Origin of the sequence: Neobacillus sp. 19, from assembly GCF_049463095.1 — a bacterium.
GTDB lineage: Bacteria > Bacillota > Bacilli > Bacillales > Cytobacillaceae > Neobacillus.
Genome location: NZ_JBMPZU010000031.1, coordinates 27,035 through 49,111 on the forward strand (window position 1 = coordinate 27,035; position 22,077 = coordinate 49,111).

At 42.9% G+C, this 22,077-nt stretch carries 14 protein-coding genes; 7 read left to right on the forward strand and 7 right to left on the reverse strand.

Annotated features, from left to right (window positions below; all coding sequences use genetic code 11):
- Positions 1-3: 3 nt before the first annotated feature.
- Positions 4-642 (reverse strand): hypothetical protein, encoded by a 639-nt coding sequence (locus ACO1D1_RS09170; RefSeq protein WP_423335676.1) that lies wholly within the window; start codon positions 640-642, stop codon positions 4-6.
- A gap of 55 nt (positions 643-697) precedes the next feature.
- On the reverse strand, positions 698-3,052 hold the full coding sequence (locus ACO1D1_RS09175; protein WP_423335677.1) for a hypothetical protein: 2,355 nt from the start codon (positions 3,050-3,052) through the stop codon (positions 698-700).
- Between ACO1D1_RS09175 and ACO1D1_RS09180 the strand changes: the two genes are divergently transcribed.
- A complete protein-coding gene (locus ACO1D1_RS09180; protein ID WP_423335678.1) occupies positions 3,031-3,240 on the forward strand; it encodes a hypothetical protein in 210 nt (69 codons plus the stop codon). The genes ACO1D1_RS09175 and ACO1D1_RS09180 overlap by 22 nt on opposite strands.
- Before the next feature lie 43 nt (positions 3,241-3,283).
- Here ACO1D1_RS09180 and ACO1D1_RS09185 read toward each other — a convergent pair whose 3' ends face one another.
- The 3 genes from ACO1D1_RS09185 to ACO1D1_RS09195 all read right to left on the reverse strand — a co-directional run bounded on the left by ACO1D1_RS09185 (position 3,284) and on the right by ACO1D1_RS09195 (position 8,679).
- Positions 3,284-6,676: a tubulin-like doman-containing protein gene (locus tag ACO1D1_RS09185; protein ID WP_423335679.1), complete on the reverse strand. Its 3,393-nt coding sequence runs from the start codon at positions 6,674-6,676 to the stop codon at positions 3,284-3,286.
- 213 nt (positions 6,677-6,889) lie between these two features.
- Entirely contained in the window at positions 6,890-7,441 is a 552-nt protein-coding gene (locus ACO1D1_RS09190) for a hypothetical protein (RefSeq protein ID WP_423335680.1), read from the reverse strand.
- Positions 7,438-8,679, reverse strand: a complete 1,242-nt coding sequence (locus tag ACO1D1_RS09195) for a vWA domain-containing protein (protein ID WP_423335681.1) — start codon at positions 8,677-8,679, stop codon at positions 7,438-7,440. The genes ACO1D1_RS09190 and ACO1D1_RS09195 overlap by 4 nt, the downstream gene beginning before the upstream one ends.
- A 147-nt stretch (positions 8,680-8,826) precedes the next feature.
- Here ACO1D1_RS09195 and ACO1D1_RS09200 point away from each other — a divergent pair, with 147 nt between their 5' ends.
- The 3 genes from ACO1D1_RS09200 to ACO1D1_RS09210 are packed head-to-tail and all read left to right on the forward strand — an operon-like array spanning position 8,827 to position 10,313.
- Complete coding sequence (locus ACO1D1_RS09200) at positions 8,827-8,976, forward strand: hypothetical protein (RefSeq protein ID WP_423335682.1); 150 nt, start codon at positions 8,827-8,829, stop codon at positions 8,974-8,976.
- Positions 8,960-9,928, forward strand: a complete 969-nt coding sequence (locus ACO1D1_RS09205) for a hypothetical protein (protein WP_423335683.1) — start codon at positions 8,960-8,962, stop codon at positions 9,926-9,928. The genes ACO1D1_RS09200 and ACO1D1_RS09205 overlap by 17 nt, the downstream gene beginning before the upstream one ends.
- Positions 9,921-10,313 carry a hypothetical protein gene (locus ACO1D1_RS09210; protein WP_423335684.1) on the forward strand — a complete coding sequence of 131 codons (393 nt, stop codon included), beginning with the start codon at positions 9,921-9,923 and terminating at the stop codon, positions 10,311-10,313. The genes ACO1D1_RS09205 and ACO1D1_RS09210 overlap by 8 nt, the downstream gene beginning before the upstream one ends.
- Positions 10,314-10,647: 334 nt before the next feature.
- On the opposite strand, the gene ACO1D1_RS09215 is transcribed toward ACO1D1_RS09210, so the two are convergent.
- Positions 10,648-10,950 (reverse strand): DUF4359 domain-containing protein, encoded by a 303-nt coding sequence (locus tag ACO1D1_RS09215; RefSeq protein WP_149871664.1) that lies wholly within the window; start codon positions 10,948-10,950, stop codon positions 10,648-10,650.
- Between the two features lie 312 nt (positions 10,951-11,262).
- Between ACO1D1_RS09215 and ACO1D1_RS09220 the strand changes: the two genes are divergently transcribed.
- Complete coding sequence (locus ACO1D1_RS09220; protein WP_423335685.1) at positions 11,263-12,168, forward strand: type II CAAX prenyl endopeptidase Rce1 family protein; 906 nt, start codon at positions 11,263-11,265, stop codon at positions 12,166-12,168.
- A gap of 33 nt (positions 12,169-12,201) precedes the next feature.
- Here the strand turns inward: ACO1D1_RS09220 and ACO1D1_RS09225 are convergent, their stop codons facing one another.
- The gene (locus tag ACO1D1_RS09225) at positions 12,202-12,807 is read right to left on the reverse strand and encodes a hypothetical protein (RefSeq protein WP_423335686.1); all 606 of its coding nucleotides are present in this window, start codon (positions 12,805-12,807) and stop codon (positions 12,202-12,204) included.
- A gap of 577 nt (positions 12,808-13,384) precedes the next feature.
- Between ACO1D1_RS09225 and ACO1D1_RS09230 the strand changes: the two genes are divergently transcribed.
- Entirely contained in the window at positions 13,385-17,620 is a 4,236-nt protein-coding gene (locus ACO1D1_RS09230) for a S8 family serine peptidase (RefSeq protein ID WP_423335687.1), read from the forward strand.
- A 135-nt stretch (positions 17,621-17,755) separates the two neighbouring features.
- Positions 17,756-21,955 (forward strand): S8 family serine peptidase, encoded by a 4,200-nt coding sequence (locus ACO1D1_RS09235; RefSeq protein ID WP_423335688.1) that lies wholly within the window; start codon positions 17,756-17,758, stop codon positions 21,953-21,955.
- Positions 21,956-22,077 lie beyond the last annotated feature (122 nt).

Here is a 22,077-nt window from a genome sequence, read left to right on the forward strand (position 1 = left end):
CCCCTATTGCGGTATCAGCTCATACTTTTGTGCTAAATTTTTTCCATTATTAAAAAAGATGGCAAGAAACTCATTTTTTTCAATTTCGATTTCTGGCAATACTGTTTTTCCGGCAGAGAAGCCGCGAACAAATGGATAGACGGTGCCATCCTCAGGGGAACCTGGCAAGCCGCCGCTTTTTTTCACATAGACGAGCAGCTCTTTATCGATCGGTAATTCGGTGTCAATGGTCATCCTTACCTTTTTCCGTATCTGAAAGAGTTTCTGCTTATAGGCGATGGAGAAATAAATCTTTGCTCTTAAGCCGTTGATATACACGAGATTGTTTTCATTTTGCTGAGAGAAAACAATCAGCCCGCCTTCCCGTTTTTGGCAGGGGAAGATCTGACAGGCAGTCCGGCCAATGGTATCTAATTTGCTGACATAACCCAGATTGCCTTTATATTCGTCACGGGTGTACAGCTTTACGTCATTCTCCCGGAGTTCGCTGATCGGCTTTACTTCATCAGCAGAAGTTTGATAAATATAGACAAAGTCAATCTCCTTAGGCCAGTGCCAACTTAAATGGACTTCTGAATCCTGAATGGTCTTTTTTATATTCCTTATTTCAAAATGAGGGGAAGTAATTGGTACCCAATTCACAGGCTATCACTCTCACTCTCTAATAAAATACGCTGGGGGAGAGACCAAGAAATCCTTAAACAGATGTTCTCACCAGATCGACGTGAAATTCAAAGTCATTGCTGCAATAGGCATCGTAGTATTTTTCACCATTCCGGTAGTATATAAGATCTCTGAGCCGGAAACCTCCCATTAGGCTAAGTTTTTCAATACCGCTCGATTTCTTTTCGTGGACACAACCGACCTTCCATTGCCTTGTTTCAAGTTCTTTCTCTAACGCAAACCGGATGAACTTGCTGTAGAAATCACCGAAGAAGTATTTTTCCTCGTAGCGGTGTTCTTGGGTGTAATTAAACACCTTGATCTGAATGGCGGCGTGATCCTGTAAGCGAAGATATAATTGCTTAAACAAATCTTCTTTCGAGAGAATTTCACGGTTTTCATACCCCGTCATCACATTGGCCCGTTCTAACAGTTCATCCTCAAAGCTCCGATGAAACTCCTCTTGCGTCAGCATTTCAAGATGGCATACCTGGAGGAGCCTTTTCATAACGGTCTCCGGGTTTCCGCTATCGAGCAGTGAAGGAAGGCTCCCGAAAAATCGCTGATCCGAAAAAAAGAAAGGTCCCCGTTTTTCCTTTAGCTTTGCTGTAATTTTCCTAATCACGGCGGCATAATATTCGGCAATATTTTGATCTAAATAATCATCAGAATGATCTAGACTTCCGGCGGCCGATTGTTTCAACCATGCTTCAACCTGGCCAATAATCTCTATTTTCATCTGTAACTTGTGGTGATGCTCCTGAAGCACCTTCCTGTATTGCTGTAAAATCTTCTTTTTAACCTTCAGCGTCAGTATTTCGTACTTTGCTCCATAAACGGTCTCGAAGAAGCAGCGCACAAAGCTGTTAAAATTTTTCTTGTCCGAAAAAGGCAGATAGCTTTTTTTATAGGCTAACTGTTGGACGGGCTGCTGATAGTATTGCGTAAGCAGTGCTTCTTTTTCCAGTAAGTCCTGTTTTGCCGCCCGCTCGAGCCGATCAATCTCAAGCAGGACATTTATTTCGCTTCCAGGTTGGCCAGCAGTCCATAAATAGGCGCAAAATATGCCGTATTGTTCATGATGAATAATATTTTCGTAGAGACAGCGTTCAATATGGCTTCTCATGTCCAGTACTTGTAAATGCTCAAGGGTCGGCAATTCAAAGTTGTGATAAAAGAAGGATTGGGCACCGCCTTCAAATAGAAATGCTTCCGCTTCCTGTACTGTCATGTTTTTGATGGTTTGATAGGAAGGGGAGCTGCCCATCAAGGCATTCATATCCTCCAGCTTTTCGGCAGGGGGAAGGAATTGGCGAAAATAGGATTGAAAATGGGTTTGTGACAGTTCAACTAAATCGAGCACTGTTTCCCGCTTTTCCGCCGCCCGCCGCCTCAATGAATTGACCAGCTCAGTAAACACACATTGGGCAGTATGGAGGGCAATGGCTTTATTTGGACGTGTTACTTTCGCCAATCCTGCTGAAGCATAAACCGGCTCCTGTGAATTCCCTTTGATTCCCCGTTTAAAATCCTGGTGATGATAGCTGTCCATTTTTTCATGATAATCGCTGATCATTTTACGATTTTTTAACAGATTGAGATTGCTGATAATTTCCATGTTTTGTTTCATAGCAGTGCTGGAAATCAAGCCATCCTCATTTTTATCACTTAATAAATAAACCAAATCAAAGAGTGGGGAGGGCGGGTGCTTTACTGGCAGCCGAAGGTGATCCTCTGTCAGTTGGAGATCCTTTACAAAGCTGTATTGATCCTGCTGATAGATATCGAGTTCTTTTAAAAAACTAATCCCTAGTGCGGTGGAGTAAGCGAAATGGATGCCATCCTGTTTTTCCTTTAACAAGCCATATAAATCGACCTCCACAATATGAAACGATTCTTGAAGAATGCTTTTTAACAGCAATGTGAATTCTTGGATCAGAATCGTTGCGGGATCTTCAATTGCCGTCACCACACAAAGATTTACTTTTTTAAGAGAAGAATATTCCTTCCCGTACTGAGCCAGTTTCGCTGCAAGCGTTCGAAACGTCTTATTTAATTCAATCAGGAGGCTTTCATCACGAAAAAAGGCTTCGTACATGGCTCTCCGCCTTGTCTTTCGGTCAAACTCCTCTTTTGGCAGCTGGAAGGACAGCACATTATTATTTTTGATGGTGTCGGTTTGATAGGCGTGAAGGTATACCAGACCCGAACTGTTTTGCCATTTTTCATGATTGATGGCGATCATTGTTTGCAAGGCATCCGTCACCCGATCGCCCAAGAATAAAAAGACAATCGGGTGGTTGATACTGCGCTGTTCTTTTTCCGAAAGGCTGATTTTTTCCACTTGGGACGAAAAGGTGCTGGCATATGATTGTAAAAGCTCATTCAAAACCGATTCCCCCTATTGAACCGCTGATTGTCGCCAGTTATGCGCTGATTGTCGCCGATTATGCGCTAATTGTCGCTGGTTATGCGCTGATTGTCGCCGGTTATGCGCTGATTGTCGCCAGTTATGCGCTAATTGTCGCTGGTTATGCGCTGATTGTCGCCAGTTATGCGCTGATTGTCGCCGGTTAACCGCTGATTAGCACCAATTATCCGCTAATTAGCGCCAATCCTCTTATGATTTTAATTGCCGCAGCATCTCCATAACCTTGATCAAAATCTCTTTATAAAAATCGTACACTTCCTCGCCGTTTGCCAGCTCTTTATAGTCATAATCGAGGGCTTCTTTTTCCTTTTGATAGAGAGAGGCCATTTCTTCTAAGGCGAAAATGAGCTGCGCGGCACTTTCTTGCTGGATGAGTTCATTGCTGCGCTGCTCTGATTTCTTGTCGAGCTGCGCCTTCTGCTTTGGAGGAAGCTCCCTATATACTTGATAGATTTCGTAATCAATAAACCGCGTCGTTTTCGTCAGGTTTACGAACGGCTCCCACGCATCTTCCTCCAGCTCCTTATCATAGACATAAAGGGCGCCGCGCTTTTTAATCGTTCTTGTATAAATAGCCTGAATGAACTGATTTATCACCGATTCCTTGTCTTTCCGTAAGGCAATAGCCTGTTCAATTTCCGCCGCTTTTCCGTGAATGAATCGATATTTCCGCACCTCTGCTTTGATCTTTTCAATCAGTTTAGGGGAACGGATGAAGTTTTCCTTTGCCATATCAGCGTTTGTACTGCCAAAAATATTGCTTGAACCGGCAGTAGTCATCCCGCCGGCAAGCAGGTCCTGCAGTTGCCGCAGCACAAGCTTTAAGTTCCCAAGACTCGCTTTCTCTATTCTTTTCGGATCAACATCATGCCGGGAAAAGAGTGCTGCTATATTCACGTCCTTTGTAAAATGGCACTGAAACCGTGCGCTTGTATTGCGTTCGTCATTCTTCATGGTGATACAGCCAAGCTTTCTGCCCTGGTCAAACAGAGCGCGGATCCCGGCATTGTATTGTTTCACACGTTCGTTTTTGTACGTATCCCCCCATGATTTTTCCGGAATCGGTGTAGGGAGGTAGACCCAATTCTCCTTCTCTGTTTGCACGAGATGGCGCCCGACCCCTTCTTTTTCGAATATCGTTTTTTCATAGGCAGCCTCATAGAGGGAAAGTGGCGAGTAGGCAAATAATGGAATACCGTTTTTTGTATTTAACCAGAAGATGCGGTTTTTCAGCTCACTTTCTTTAATCGTAAAGCGTGAATGGCTAAGTGAGTGGCGCTCGAAATTTTTGATCCCGTTGAAAATATTCGGTGCCTTTACAGGAACAGAGACAAAGCCCCATTGCGGGAAGTGCAGCGATCCCGTGCTGTTGGCAAGGTGGAAGACCGGTAAGGCATCGCGGTCAAGGCGAGCGGCAATCTTATCTTCAATAATTTTATCGATGGGCAGATCCTCGCCATATTTTAGCCGTAAAAAGTCCTCCATTGACTTGGTAATCAATTCTCCAAATTGATCGCTTAGAAACTCAGAAACTGTGCCAACGACATCAAGGTCCGTTTCCTTTACCCAATTGGAGGATTTTTCAAGCAGCATTTCTGCCCATTGCTGTACCAATAATTCGCCATCCTTTGACTCAAATAAGTGCTGGATTTCGCGGCCAATATCTGAGACGCTGACAAGATGCCAATAATAAGCGGTATCATGGTCATGACTCATGTCCTCACCATCAACAAGGAGACGGGCATTCTTTTCAAAAATCCCCTTCAACGTTTCAAGAATTTCTTTATAAACCTCATATACTTTGTTGTTCTGTTGAGAAATAAGCTGGTAAACATCTTCATAGAGTTCAATCATTTCTTCGCTGCGGTCCTTTTCCGCCCGCAAATCAAATTCGGCTAGCTTCGCCTCGATATAGGCATTTTTCTTGCGGTCCTTTCCCATAAAGGCGGTGCGTGCTTCCTCCTGCTTGCTTATGGCATGCTCCTGTTCGGAGAGAATGGCTTTTGGCAGGCGCTCTAAGCGGTCGCGAAGTCCTTCTATATAGGCCTGTAATGTTTTTAACAGGCAGAAGCCATCGGTGGAGTAAAGCAAACGTGAGGCAAAAATGGGCCCCTTTTTCGGCAGAAGGAAATAGCGCTCCAGCTGGCGGTTGATTTCCACAATGATTTCCCCTGGCAGCTGTTTCCTGCATTTGCGGTATTGTTCCTTTGCTTTTAGCAAAAAATCACGCTCTAACTCCTCATTAAGATGGATGACGGGTGTCTTAATCACATGATTGTAGGAGTACCGGTCGCTGTTTTCATAACCTGACAGAGGGTCAGGCACACGTTCGTTAAAGCGCTGGTGGATCGAGTCCGGGTCAAGCCGCAGTTTTTCTAAAAATTGCTCTACTTCCGATTGATTTGGCTCTGCATCAAACATCTTGTTCATTTTTGTAAACAGCTTATAGCCGATGTAAGTGGTCATTTCCTCCAGCGGAATTTCTGCCATTGAGGCCCCGATAATGTTGTATTGGTAGTTAGCGGCGTAGGGCTTTGGCATTTGCGCGATATTGGTGCGGATGTTGCTTATATAGTCGTGGATGGCAAATTCTTCGCCGGATTTCTTTTCTTCACTGGCCATAAAGTTGCTGATATTTTCAGCGGTCACATTCATGCAGTAATCATAGGCATTTTCAAGCCATTTCCCTTCAAGGTTTGTCCCGGAGATCAAATGGCAGAGGTTAAACGGCGGCATGGGGGAGTTGACATCTAAGAGGCTGCCGTACTTCATTTTGTAGCGTTCGTTCCGTTCATCACAATTCATCCAGTAGTCAAGTTCTTTTAAGGCAGCAAAGCCATTTTTCTCAATATATTCGACAGTATGTGAACTCAAGCCGCGTTTGGACAAATTCACGTCAGGAGTAAATAAGTATCCAAGGAGGCTGACTTTATCGACACCGGTCGGACCGAATTTCCGCTCCATGATGCCGCGGGTAATGTAGGCGATATCGAGAAAGCAGCCACTCCCTGTTCCGCCGGAAAGGCCGGTTAAGATAAAGACATATAATCGTTTGCCTGTGCCCTCGAGCACGGCTTCAATTTTTCTTTCAATCGTTTGTACGACTTGGTTGATTTTTGTAAACAAGAGCAGCCTGCCGGCCTGGCGGACGCCGGATGCGCCGCTGATTCCGTCTGCAATTAACAGCTCCGGTGACAGCCACTCCTTGATGTATGGCTCAAGCGTGCTGCGATTTTGCAGAAGGCCGCCGATTTCCGGGTTGGAAAGCAGGACAAATTCCTTGTTCGGATCAAGGCCAATGCCCTTGTAATTCTTATTGCGGTCATATTCATTCGTTTCAAACGCCAGAAATTCAATATTATTCGGCTTTTCCTTCTTCTTCTTCGATAAGGGATCCTGCGGCAGCTTAAAGCGCCTGTTCACCTGAAACTTAAGCCTTAACAGAGCATCAATTCCCGTACCTCCAAGGCCGATCACCAGCATCGGATTATCAATCGTATCCACACGGATCTTCTCCGAAATAATCCCCCCGCCAAGCGACACATCCAACTGCTGAATATGCTCTCTCACACTAGCTTTCACACAAAATACCTCCCCGACAAATTAAAGTAAAAAAATACCAATTGGTGCCTGACACCCGATCTAGCTCCGGCGCCCTAGCGGCTAGTGTCCTTCGCTCTCCGCCCTACGATAAGTCAACATCGAATCGCCTCCGGCTCTTCGTGTTTCCTTTATCTCAGTTGGAGAGCTCCAGGCCATACGCCGCTGACCAGGGCGCCTACACTTTTCTAGCTTTTAAATATACTCAACGTAGATAGATTTATTTGTTTTTTTCGGGATGATGCGCAGGCGGTCGTTCTTTTTTATGATTAGGCCTTTTTTGGCGTCGATGGCACGGCTGCTTTTTTCGATGATGCAGTTGGAGTGGTTGATAAGGAGCAGCGAATCTCCGGCTGCTGGTTTGAACACAATGCCCGCGGTTTCTGTGAATTCCGGGGAAAGGGCGAGCAGTTGATGGAGATGGAACTTTCTCTTAAAGAGCTTTAATTTCTTGAATTGCGGGCTTAAACGTTCCCCTGTATCCTCATCCTTTATTTCTACAACCATTTGGCCGCTAAACCCGCGGCGCGCCCGTTTCAACCGTGAGAACAGGATAGAAGCCAGCCCTATAAGCAGGATCATGCCAGCTGCACCGCCAGTTGCATACAGCCATGTTAATGATGATTCTTCCTTGTTTTCCCTTACCTTTTCCTTAACCTTTGCCGAATCAGGCACGGATGCCATCTGTTTAACTGCAATCCTTTGCGGCGCAGTCTCACGGAAAAAGCTTTGATCCTCCGCTTTCACGATGATTTCATAGTCCGTAGAATCTCCAAGCTTGAGCTGGCCGCTAAACCCGCCCCCGCCCCCGCCCCGTTTAGGGCAAATTCTTCTGTTTTTCCCTTTTCGAGATCTTTCAGATACACCGTTGCATTCATGGATTGATAGATTTCTTGATCGGTAACTTTTGAGCCGGAATCCTCAAAAAAGGCGCTAACATTAACGATTTCCCCCGCATTAAAGCTCTGCTTAGAGGGCAAACCCAGTTTTAGCTTTAAGTCATAGTTAAAAACGAGGCTGATATCAATCTGATCCTGCGGCACGCCCTTGACCTTTAGTGTCCATTCACCTTCAGCCGGCTTTACCAGCTTGATCATCGAGTAGGTCCTTGACCGTGAAAGCAGAACCTGATTAGAGGGAATCGCTCGTTCCTTTCCGGAAGGGTCAAATAGCTTGAGCTCTATGGGCTGACTCGATATGAACGAAATGTTTGCCTCGACAACATTTTCATTTGGCACTGTGATGTTTATAGCTTCAAAATCACTATTGCCGACTATTTGCTTCACAGGGACAATTTTCAACTTTAAATGGTTCGCAAAAATTTCACTGAGAATCTGTGGAAGCTGATCGGCATTGCTTGCCTCAAAAAATGTGCCCTTGGTGTTCTCTGCCACATTCCGGAGCACCTCCTTATTCAGCGAGCCATCAGCGTTAAGGCCGATGGTGTAGATCGGATATCCCTTCGCTTTCGCATCCGCAACGGCCTTCTTCAGATCACCCTGGGCTTCGGCAAGCGTTTTTGCCTTTTTCGGATCCAAATCATCGTTCCCATCAGCCAACAGCACAATCAGCGGAACATAATCCTGTTCATTGCTCGCATCGAGTACCTTAACTGCTTCCTTTACGCCTGTGGATAAATCGGTATAAGTGTATGTTCCAATAGAGTCAATAAACTCCTTCAAATCCACTTTGTCCTCTTCAGTGAGGATTTTAACGAGCGCCTTTTCACGCATCACAGCATCGGAGTAGGCAATGGCGCCAATTTTATCACCGTTTAGTGAGGCCATATCAATAAACATCTTCATCGCCTCATGGCTAATGTTATTCGGGTCACTGCTCTTCATGGAATTACTGACATCCAAAACAAGCATTCCTTCTATCCGGGAAGTGGAATGCAACGGAGCTGCAGCGCGTACACTTATATTACTAAAGCCGTAAAGCAAGAACCCAATCGCTATCAAACTACTAAGCCATTTTCTTGACAACTGTGTGCACCTCCACTGACAGTTTCCTTTGGCAAAAGACTTGGCTTACCGTTGCTGATAGTATATTCCCAAGCAGTACTCCCTAGAATGACAAAAATAGCCCTATTAAAGGATGTAAATAAAATTTACTTCACCAGGAGGGTGTCCATGTACGTTATCATCTTTACTAGTATTCTCGTTTTGGCACTAATTACGAAGATCTATAAACTTTTGAAAAATAAACGCTGTGTCGGCGATTACAAGGATTTGGATGACGAATTAGTCATCCTGCTGAGTGAGAGTGATTCGATTGACTAAACAGGCTGGCCGGAAGCTTGAGAAATTACAAACGAAGTATCAATTTCAGAAGCTCAAACTGTGCAAGAAATGCAGCTGTTATTCTGTTTTAAACATCGGGAAGTGTCCCACATGCGGCAAGGGTCTCATTGGAATTGAGCGCCTTTGCAAATCCATTTTACGAAAACGGATCTCGACAGGTACTATTCGAGTGCTACTCGTTGTCTGCCTTGGCATCCTATACGCCCCGACTATTAATGTCATGCATTATACGGTTACTGCGGGAATCATCTATTGGATCGCCGATCTTGGCCTGACCGCCTTCTTCCAAAAAAGTGAGTATTACCATCAAATGAAAAAACTGCTTCGTACTGACTTCCGGTCGATCCAAGCCGGAATTGTGTCCGACAGTAAACTTGCCAAAACAGATTTCCAAGAGGGGAGGCTTGCCGCCGCCTACGAGAAACTCCTGGAAATAAGCAAGTTGGATTATAGCGACAGGGTCAAGATTCGCTGTGTAAAGGTGTTAAACGAAATGGTGTTAAGAAGTGAGATGGAGCTTGAATTGGAAGGGTTTATTCCTTCTTCATATGATAAGAATTTTACGAAATATGCACTGGAGGTGGCGAAAATCAATCGCGCACTGGTGACGAAAAAGTGTATTGCCTACTTTATTCACTACCGTGATGCGATTGTCATTGATTTTGGGATGGACTCATTCTTAACTATTGCAAGCTCGACACTGCGAATGAAGCTCTACATTCTCGAGTTTTCGGCATTTATCGAGGAATTTCTTGACTATTTTCCAAAGGAGAGAATCTTACGATTGTGCCATATCATCCATGCCAATCCAAATGTGAAATGGGGAAGCCTTAAGGAGGCAACGCTGCAATTGGTTACGCAGAAATATCGCTGCGATCCGGATTTCAGCCGTTTTGTCACCAGTAGGGAAAGGGTTCTTGGTCATGTATAAAGAAGTAAATCGATCATGGACGATTTCCCTGCTGCTGTTTGTCATCCTTCTTGGTCTTGTCGTCGGAAAAGTTATCCTCGCCCATGAAAAAACCGCCGCCTATAAGGAGGCGATGATGTTGTTTCAGTCGGGTGATGGAATCGCCGCAGAAAAAAAGCTGTTGGCCGCAAAACGAAATCCAGCTGTTTCAGATCATGATCAAGAAATCGACAGGATACTGGCGGATCTTGCCAACATTCAGGAGAAGGACCAAGAAGTGAATAGAAAAACCACTGGGGATCAGGGAGAAGACATTCTTGATCAACTGGTTGATACCTACAGCAGCTGGCACGCGAACGTAAAAAAAAGGCTAACAGACATTATCAGTACCGCCCTTACCAGATAATGATTAATCAAGGAATGAATAGGCACTTGGCATTAGAGGATCTAAGCGACCGAACCCGCGAAAAAAAGAGAAAGCGGTCGTTTATAGAGGTGCTAAGCGACCAAACCTGCGAAAAAAAAGAGAAAGCGGTCGTTTATAGAGGCTCTAAGCGACCAAACCTTCGGAAAAACAGAGAAAATGGTCGCTAATAAAACTTCTAAGCGACCGAACCCATGAAAAAAAAGAGAAAGCAGTCGTTTATAGAGGTTCTAAGCGACCAAACCTTCGAAAAAAATGAAGAAATTCATCAATAGAAGTTAATGGCGAGTTATACGAATAATACATCAATCCAAACTTATTTCCCAAAACTAGACAACGGTATAAATCGATTAAATACTCCAATGGTCGTTACTTTGCCCATCCCGATATCGGTAAAGTCCGTTTTGTAGATGGAGAAGACAACATAATCGGACTTGGTGGTGCCCGCATCAAAGATTGATTTCCCGGCAACGGAGAGAATCCCCTTCTTTAACAGATTTGACGATTGGTCCATTGTTTTGTGATTAATCCAATCGATATATTCTGCGCGTTCGGGATTGGTAGCTGATAAGACAAAAATAATAAAAATGGACAGAACGATAGATCCTAGACGTTTCATGTTTCAAACTCCTATCATAATGATGGCTAGTACATTCATATGCCAGTCACAGTTTAAAAATCACCAGGATGATTGGAAGAAAAAAAGTAAAAACATTTTGGTGATACTTTCCTTTTAATATGTTAAATTATTTCTATTATTATCACTTGCTAGTTTCACTAAACATAGCTTTACAAATAAATATAAAGGAGACAAAATCTGTGAAGAGAAAATGGAAGTGGGTGCTCTGCTGTTTCCTTTTCCTGCTTTTTTTAAATGGGTTTGGAATCCTGGCAGTTACTTTGTTTAGGTAGGGAGGCAGGGAAGACGCGAATGACAACAAATTTAACAAAACCGATCTCGATAAAGTTACTTTTTGCCATGCTCGTCGTGACTATTGGGGCAGAGATTCTCCTCTATTTTACACGGTATACCTATATGGCAAGTACCCTTTATGATGCCATAATGGTGTCATCCTTTTTTATCGGCTGGAAACTGCACCGACGGCTCCAAAGTCCCGCGGATCAACCGAAAACAAAACGGCAGATTACCCTTCAATTCACGGGTGCCTTTCTGATTTTCTTTCTTGGCAGCACGGTCAATAATCTATTTTCAACCTATGCATTTCAAGACTTTAGCACGAATTATGACCACTATGTTCAAAACTATACGGAAATGCAAATGGCAGTGGAGGAAGATACGGGGGATCCCGCGGCGCAAGATGCCATTTGGACCTTTTTCGAAAAAGTAGATATGATTGGCTATGACCTATATTCGGATACACTTGCAGGATTGGAAGAGGTATGGCGGCTTGCTTACATGATTCTTCTGCTTGTCCTCTTTAAAAAAGTTTTTCCGAGGAGGTGGGAGAGCGGGCGCAGAGATCTTTTCCTCATGAGCGCGCTGTTCCTCACATCAATTCTTTTTGGGATTGATCACACATTGGATTCGGAGCAGTCATGGTCGATTCGAATTGGAGCGATCGTAACCTTTGCTAACATGGGATTGCTATTGGGAGTCATCCTCTTATGGACACGAAACCTTTGGGTGACTGTCCTCGTTCATTCACTTTACGATATCACCGCGACATTCTCATGGTACTATATCGATTATGCCGTTGAACTCTTTGTACTCACTGTCTTGATTGCCCACTTGATCCTTTTAACCCTGGAAAAAATAAATCAAAGACGCTTGAAACAGCAGCTGGAAGCTGTAGAGCTGGTGCAAGCGGCCGAATAATAAAAAGAGGATCCGCAGCTTGCGGATCCTCTTTTAGTATGTATACTTTTTATCATCTACCCAATAGTTTATTGTGCCATCATTTTTCATTACATACTTAATCTTCTCTTGGGCTAATACCTCTAGTAAACTATCCATGGCGAGTTCTTCCTTAATATGCAATTCCATTAATTTTTTGTTTAGCATAAGGGAGTCCTTATTTTTGACTGAGGTGAGATAGGTCAGAATGTCCAGCCGTTGTTCCATGGCATCCCGCAATTCCTTTTTATGAGCTTTCAAACTGGAAGGCGTCTCAAGGGCGTTTAATCTCTTTAACAGTAAGGTATGATTTGCCTTCGCTTTTTCCATGTCAGTAGAACTTTGTTCGATCGAAACGTTAAGTAGTTTCTCACTTTGTCTATAATAATTTTGTTCAATAGATAAATAAGAAGTAAGCCTCTCATGATTAGATGTCAATAACTCAATCGTGAGGAAGAAGGAGATGAACATGAATCCAATGAACCCAATAGTAAGATAGACCCACTTTTTCAGAGAGTGTCCTTCAGCGGGTGGAACGGCTTCAGAATCACTGTGAAATAAGGCGTTTGTCTGCAATTCTTCCAGTTCGCGTTTCACTTTTTGTTGGGCGGCAGTCAGCATTCTATAGCCCTCCGGTTTGTGTAAAATGAATTAAAACTATTACTATCCTACTATAAAAGGCGATAGAAAATCCATTTATTCCCCAATTTTTCTAAAAAAAACAATCACCCCATTCATAACATAAAACATCCTGAAATACTTTTTCACTATAAGACTAATATTCTAGAAAAATGAATTATTTTTGCAAATATATCCATTAGGGAGATGATTTTATCCTAAAGAAACAATTTTCCGATCAAAAGTATGTCAAGATCTGTTCTTTTTCTAGCAAAATTGCAGGAAAGGAAAACTGAATTTAAGACTTTAACGAAAGAAAGTACTCGAAATTTGCAACGGATGTATTGGAAAAAATACCGATGAAAAAGTAGTTTGTGGCACTTAAGCAATGATCTCGATAAATTATGTCGAATATTGCGAAAACTTTTTCTTCGCTTTCCGAATATTTTATTGACCCTCGCTATGAAAAAGGGATAATATTATATTTGTATATTCCAATTTTTCGCACTAATGCATAAATTTGAGTGTACAAGAACATCTTTCTATTATTTTTACTAATAAAAAAGGGGGAAATTAGTAAATGAGCAAAAAGAACCGCAATCAGAAGCGCAAAATTGCTACATACGCATTGGCTTCAGCTCTAGTTATGTCAAACTTTAGTATTGTGTCTCAAGCATCTGCTGCCTATAAACCTGGTGACTTAGATTCAAAGCTTCAGCAATTAAAAGAGTACCAGCAATCGTCTAAACAATCTTTAAAAGCACTAGATTCAAAGTCTAATAGTGCAAAAGCATCCCTTAAGGCGACAGATAAGGTCCGTGTCATTGTTGAAGTAGACGGCCAAACGCCGGTTGAATATGCAACAAAAGAGGGGAAATTGTACAAAGAGTTATCAGAAGATAAGAAATCTTCACTCGCCTCAAAGGTGGAAGGTCAGCAAAAGTCTGTGAAAGATAAAATTCGCTCTAAGGGCGTTAAGATTGAGTACAAGCAGCAATATGCAACCGCTTTCAATGGTTTTAGCGGTGAGGTCGCATTTGGGGATGTGGCTAAGATTGAAGCAATTGCAGGGGTAAAAAAGGTTTATATTGCGAACGAGTATAATCGTCCAGTCATTGAACCAAATATGAAAACAAGCCATAACTTCATCCAATCCCGTGATACATGGTCCGATTCCGGATTCAAGGGTGAAGGCATGGTTGTCTCCGTTATTGATACTGGTGTTGATCCATCACACCGTGATTTCAAATTAACGGACAATGCCTCTGAAGAACTATCGAAAGAAGAAGTTGGAAAGCTTGTTTCAGAAAATGGCTTAAAAGGACAGTTCTATACCGATAAGGTTCCTTACGGCTATAACTATTATGACCAAAACAACACCATCCTTGACTTAGGTCCTGGAGCAAGTATGCACGGAATGCACGTAGCTGGTACAGTTGCTGCAAACGGTGATGAAGCAAATGGCGGAATTAAAGGGGTTGCACCAGAAGCACAAGTACTGGCTATGAAGGTATTCAGTAATGACCCGTTATTCCCATCCACAACATCTGACATATACCTTGCTGCGATTGATGACTCAATCAAACTTGGTGCAGATGTATTAAACATGAGCCTTGGTTCTACCGCATCCTTCTATGATGAAGAAAGTGCTGAGGATCTTGCAATCCAACGAGCAACAGCTAACGGAATCGTTTGTGCGGTGTCTGCAGGAAACTCACAGCATCTTGGTTACGGCTGGGATGACCCGTATTTGAAAAATCCTGATATCGGTGTAGTCGGTGCTCCTGGTCTAAATCCAGACACCATTTCTGTTGCAGCTGCCGGTAACGAAGGGTTCTTATATGAGAATGCTATTTCGGTAGCAGGTAATGAAGGATTTTCAGCTATTGGTTACGGAATGGATGAATGGACGAAGCTTGTAGCTGACAATGGCGGCAAACTTGAGCTTGTCAGCCTCGGAGCTAAACTTGGAGCAGCTGCCGATTATGCAGGGGTAGATGTAAAAGGCAAAGTCGTTGTCGTTCCCCGTGGCTCCTTAACCTTTGTTGATAAAACGAAAAATGCAGCCGCAGCAGGTGCAGCTGGTATTATTGTTTGGAATGCTACAAACGGATTCTTCTACAAGGATCAAGGCGGCTGGGATATTCCATTTATGCATATTTCAAAGGCAGAGGGTGAAGCCCTTAATGCAGCGATTGCCGCCGGCCAAACAACGCTTCAAGTTACACAAAAGAATAAATCCGAGAGTCCTGAAATGGGCCGGATGACAGACTTTACTTCATGGGGAACAACACCATCCCTTGAAATGAAGCCTGAAATTACCGCACCTGGCGGAAATATTTATTCTACTGTAAACAATGATAAGTACGAATTGATGAGTGGTACTTCAATGGCCGCGCCGCATGTGGCCGGGGGTTCTGCACTCGTACAAGAATACTTGCAAACAGATAAGCGTTTTAAAGGTTTATCTGTCTCTGAAAGAACGGAATTGGCAAAAGTATTGTTAATGAATACTGCTAAGGTAATCGACGACCTTGAAGGGCAGCCTTTCTCTCCACGCCGTCAAGGCGCTGGTATGATGCAGACGCATTCCGCTGTTTCTACACCTGTATATGTGGTGAATAAGTCTAATGGTGAAGCAAAGGTGGAATTGAAGGATTTCCAATCGAAACAATTCGAAATGACCTTCACAGCTAAAAACATTTCTGACAAGGATGCAACATATGCGGTTGATACAAGCGTATTAACAGATACTTTCTATCAATGGGAAGAAACAACACCTGATTATAATGCATTGATTGCCGGTGATATGGAAGGTGCAGTGGTTAATGGTCCTAAAACGGTGACCGTTCCAGCTGGAAAATCTTTAGATTTCACTGTTAAAGTGGATTTAACCAATGCAAAAATTCCTGGGTATGATACAGAAGGAAACAAAGTTCTTCGTGATTTAACAAAAGACATCTTCGTTGAAGGCTCAGTAAATCTTAAAGCAGTCGACGAAAAAACGCCTAACTTAACCGTTCCGTATGTCGGTTTCTATGGAAATTGGGACAACCCATCTATCCTTGATGGCTTTAAAGATTTAGGTGAAGACCGTTATTTCGATGCAACGGGTATGTTTGGAGCAAATCAGCCTGTTACAGACATGCTAATCGATGACTGGTTCCAGGCTCCGGTTCCTGAAAAGAATGTTTGGACTATTTCACCAAATGGTGACACATACAATGATGATATCAATGCATTCCCAGCATTCTTACGGAACGCATCTGAGGTTCAATTTAACATCTTGGATAAAGATGAAAAATTACTTCGCCGCGTGAAAACAGAAACATCAGTTAGGAAGAACTTCTACAATAATGGCAGTGGTTCTGTTTATAACTATGAAACAGACAGGGCATGGGATGGCAAAATCGGCGGAAAAACAGTAGCAGACGGATTATACTACTATGAAATTAAATCCGTAATCGATTATGCCGGTGCCAAGTGGCAATCGAAGAAAGTTCCAGTATTAGTCGATACTACAGCTCCAAAAGTAGAGGCGAAATACGATCCGAAAACAGGGGCAGTTAATTGGACTACGACAGAAGATGGTTCGGGAGTTGAACTTTACGGAATTTTCGTAAATGGCAAAATTGTTGATGTAATTGAAGATGGGAAGGCTACTTCTTCTGTCATTAAAAATGCACCAGAAAAAGCAGTTATAGAAGTCCTTGCTATTGACTATGCACAAAATGCTGCGTCCGATACCGCTGCAATCGGTGATGTGGACCTGCCATTAATCTACCTCACTGACGGAACAAAAGATGCAAGTGGCGAATATGTCTCAAATACGCCATATGCCTATGGTGCCTATAATACCCGGACAATTCCAGTTAAAGGGATTGTGACTGATGACACAGGCTTCAAATATGTAAAAGTTGCAGGAAAAGAAGTTCCATTGAAAAAAGATAAAGATGGAAACATAACGTTCTCAACCGAAGTGACATTTGAAAAAGACGGTCTGCAAAGTGTCTTCATTGAAGCTGTTGACCATGCTAATAAATCATTCTCCATTTCTCGTTATGTTTATATTGATACAACAAAAGGTGAAATCAATGTAAATGTACCGGAAAGAGTGGATGCGAACGTTGAGAAAGTTACATTAGATGTAAACCTTAAGGATAACTTGCACCACCTTGACTTCTTTGTCGGTGATAACAATGTCTTCAAAAAATCCACTGACAGCGAAGTAGAAATGCAAAACCCAATCAGTGCAAATGTGAAAGTGGAACTTCCATTAGCACTTGGTGAAAATAAATTCACGTTGAAACTAAAAGACCTTGCGGGCAATGAAACAGTGAAGGAAATTGTCATCAACCGTAAAGATGCAGAGTCTAAGCCGGATCCAAAACCAGTAGTGAAAAACGGCTGGAGCTTTGAAAATGGTGCTTGGTTCTACTATGTGAAGGATGCTAAAGCAACAGGCTGGCTCAATGACGGCGGCAAGTGGTACTTCTTAAATAAAGACGGCAAAATGGCAACGGGCTGGCTAAACACTGGCGGTAAGTGGTACTACCTAAATAAATCCGGCGCAATGGCCACAGGCTGGCTGAAAGACGGCAATACCTGGTACTACCTGAATAAATCCGGTGCAATGGCGACTGGCTGGTTATTTGATGGCGGCAAATGGTATTACCTTGAAAACAGCGGTGCAATGGCAACGGGCTGGAAATATGTAAATGGCAAATGGTATTACCTATATAGCTCAGGTGCAATGGCTGCCAATACAACAATTGATGGCTATAAGCTTGGCAAGGACGGAGCATGGATTAAGTAATATTCTTTTCTTTAATATGAAGGCGGACAGATTTCATCCTGTCCGTCTTTCTATAAAATTTGGATTCTTACACTAGCAATCCAAATAGATAATATTCTATCTTTCTATGTATTTATTAAAGGGGGCAATTCAGTAGTGGGGAAAAAGAATTATTCAAAAAAGCGTAAAATGGCAACATACGCATTAGCGTCAGCATTGGTGTTTTCAAACCTTGGTTTTATTTTGCAAGCATCGGCTGCAGCCTATAAACCAGGCGATCTCGAATCAAAGATTAAACAGATTAAGCAGTTAGAAACGGCGAGTGCTTTTACAGCAGCAGATTCCAAAAAGATTAAATCGAAAGCCGACCTAAAGGCAACCGATAAGGTCCGGGTTATTGTTGAGGTAGAAGGACAAACACCACTTGAGTACGCCACAAAACAAGGTACACTGTACAAAGAATTATCCGCAGACAAAAAGCTATCACTTACCTCTAAAGTAGAAAGCCAGCAAAAGTCTGTAAAAGACAAACTAAAGGCTAAGGGAATTAACATTACCTATAAAATGCAGTTTTCAACAGCATTCAATGGATTCAGCGGTGAGATTGCCTATGGTGATGTGGCGAAAATCGAATCCATTGCCGGCGTAAAAAATGTCTATTTAGCTAATGAATATTTACGTCCTGAAGCCGTACCGGAAATGAAGACAAGCCATAACTTTATCCAATCACGCGAAACGTGGGCAGATACTGGATTCAAAGGTGAGGGAATGATTGTTTCCGTCATTGATACAGGGATCGATCCAAGCCATAAAGACTTTAAATTAACAGACAGCTCTAAAGAAGACTTAACCAAAGATAAAGTTGCCAAAATTGCCAAGGATAATGGCCTAAAAGGAAAATTCTATACAGATAAAGTTCCTTACGGCTATAACTACTATGATTTAAATGATACCGTGAAGGACTTAACATCAAGTATGCATGGAATGCACGTAGCAGGAACGGTTACTGCTAACGGTGATGAAGCAACGGGCGGTATTAAAGGGGTTGCTCCGGAATCTCAAGTGCTTGCAATGAAGGTATTTAGTAATGACCCGGTATATCCTGCTACATGGTCTGACGTTTATCTTGTTGCTATGGATGATTCAATCAAACTTGGGGCTGATGTCATCAATATGAGCCTTGGGGATGTTGCCTCTTTCTATACGGCAAACTCAGCTGAAGACGTAGCGGTTCAACGTGCTGTGGCAAATGGAATCGTATGCGCTGTTGCCGCTGGGAATTCAGGCCATATTGGTTATGGATTGACAGGTGCAACACCCCTTGCACAAAACCCTGATCTTGGAACAGTGGGAGCGCCTTCTATTTATCCAGAGGCTTTATCCGTAGCTGCTGCTAACAATGGTGCTCAGTTGTATAAACATGCGCTAGCATTAGATGGACTTGCTTCCTTCAAAAGTGATGGTTTTGGTTCAGACGACTGGACGAAGCTCGCGGAAAATAATGGCGGCAAGCTTGAGCTAGTCAGCTTGGGCGGGCAGCTTGGTGCCCCAGAACATTATGCCGGTTTGGATGTAAAAGGAAAAGTGGTCGTGGTTCCACGCGGGGACTTAACCTTTGCCGATAAAGCGAAAAATGCTTATCTAGCAGGTGCGGCAGGTATTATCGTTTACAATAATGGCGGTGCCTTCCAAAATAGCCAAGGCGGTTTTGAAATCCCATTCATGATGATTGAAACAGCAGATGGCGCTGCACTTGAAGCAGCCATTAAAGAAGGTCATACCACCCTAAAAGTAAATACGGCGAAAGTAGAATCACCTACTGCAGGAAAGATGACCGGCTTTACTTCATGGGGAACAACACCTTCCTTAGAATTGAAACCTGAAATTACCGCTCCGGGCGGAAGCATCTACTCAACGTTGAACGATGATAAATATGGCACAAAGAGCGGTACGTCAATGGCAACACCACATGTTGCCGGTGGTTCAGCATTAGTGCAGCAATATCTGCAAGGGGACAAGCGTTTTACGCAGCTTTCTGTTGAAGAACGCACGAAACTTGCAAAAGTCTTGTTAATGAACACAGCCAAAGTCATCAATGATGCGAATGGACGTCCATACTCTCCTCGTATTGAAGGAGCAGGGATGATGCAGACACATTCCGCTGTCACAACACCAGCCTATGTCGTCAATAAAGCATCTGGTGAAGCGAAGGTAGAATTAAAGGACTTCCAAACGAAAACGTTTGACATGACATTCACGGCGAAAAACATTTCTGACAAAGACGTAACATATAAAGTGAAAACAACTGTTTTAACCGATGCCATTAAACAACAAGCCAAGGAAGGGGCGCCAGACCTCAACGCACTTGCTACCGGTGATTTGGAAGGCGCGAAAGTCGAAGCACCAGAAACAGTTACGGTTCCAGCCGGGAAATCAACCGAGTTTACAGTGAAAGTAGATTTCACGGGTGCTAAAATCCCAGGGTTTGATAAGGATGGAAAGAAAATCTCCTTAGATTTGAAGGAAGATATTTTTGTAGAAGGATCTGTAAGCCTGGAAGGCCCTGATGAAAAAACACCAAATCTGACAGTTCCATATGTGGGCTTCTATGGTAAATGGGATCGCCCGCAAATGATCGACGGCTTTAAAGCACTTGGCGAAACGACATACTATGATTTATCTACAATTAGAAAATATGGTAAAGATGTACAAAACATGCTTACCAATAATGATAAAACCCCACTTGCCCCTGTACCTGGCAAGAATGTTTATCCACTTTCACCAAATGGGGACGGTGCACTCGATAATATCAATGTTTTTCCAACCTTCCTTCGCAATGCCGAAGAAGTTCAATTTAATATTTTGGACAAGGATGGTAATTTCCTTCGCCGCATGAAAGCAGAAGCGCAAGTAATTAAAAGTGCTTATGATGGAGGAAGTGGTGATGCCGCATCACTAAAAGCAGATCGTGTTTGGGACGGAAAAGTGAAAGGCCAGGTTGTGAAGGACGGTTTGTATTATTATGAAATCAAATCCGTTATCAGCTATAAAGGTGCTGAATGGCAGTCGAAGAAGATTCCAGTCTATGTTGACACGACGGCTCCAAAGGTAACAGCAACATATGATCCTGAGAAATCAACTGTTTCTTGGAGTGCAGTAGAGGAAGGAACAGGCGTTAAGCAATATGGTATTTTCGTAGATGGCGTCCTGACGGCTACTGTTGATGGGAATACAACTTCCTATCAGATCGAAAATGCCCCTAAAAAGGCTGTAATCGAGGTAGTGGCACAAGACTATGCTTCCAACTACGGAGCAGATACTGCGGCCATCGGTGATGTGAACTTGCCGAAAATTTATCTCGATGATTTTGGTCCTGAACCATATGCTGGGTATAACACATATGTAATTCCTGTTAAAGGTTACGTAGCAGAGGATGTTGGTTTAAAATCATTGAAAGTAAATGGTAAAGTTGTAGCTACTACGAAGGATGCAAAAGGAAATCTCGCTTTCGACACAACTGTTACATTTGAACAGGATGGCCTAGCTGACGTAATTATTGAAGCAACTGACCACTCGAATAAGACATTCTCGATTGCACGTAAAGTCTTTTTGGATAAATCAAAACCGGTCATTAATGTTACGGCACCGGAGAGAGTGGACAAGAATGTTGACAAAGTTACCTTTAATGTCAATTTACAAGATAACTTCAACTATTTAAAATTCTATATTGATGAAAACCAAGAGTTTGAAACTCCTTTCATCAGTCCGGTAGATTACTTGGCACCACTCAACAAGAATCACCAAGTAACGGTTTCACTAGCTGAAGGCGAAAATAAAGTGGTTCTTAGGGCAGTGGACTTTGCCGGCAATGAAACAACGAAAGAAGTGATCATCCAACGTAAAGATGCAGAGTCTAAGCCGGATCCAAAACCAGTAGTGAAAAACGGCTGGAGCTTTGAAAATGGTGCTTGGTTCTTCTATGTGAAGGATGCTAAAGCAACAGGCTGGCTCAATGACGGCGGCAAGTGGTACTTCTTAAATAAAGACGGCAAAATGGCAACGGGCTGGCTAAACACTGGCGGTAAGTGGTACTACCTAAATAAATCCGGTGCAATGGCCACAGGCTGGCTGAAAGACGGCAATACCTGGTACTACCTAAATAAATCCGGTGCAATGGCTACTGGCTGGTTATTTGATGGCGGCAAATGGTATTACCTTGAAAACAGCGGTGCAATGGCAACGGGCTGGAAATATGTAAATGGCAAATGGTATTACCTATATAGCTCAGGTGCAATGGCTGCCAATACAACAATTGATGGCTATAAGCTTGGCAAGGACGGAGCATGGATTAAATAGGATCCTTTACGAGTAAAGAAGGCGGACAGAATTATTCTGTCCGTCTTTTGTTGGTAAAAAAACCGTGACTTTATACCTGTTAATATCTTGAAAAATGAATCTACTTATTTTTGTGAAAAAAC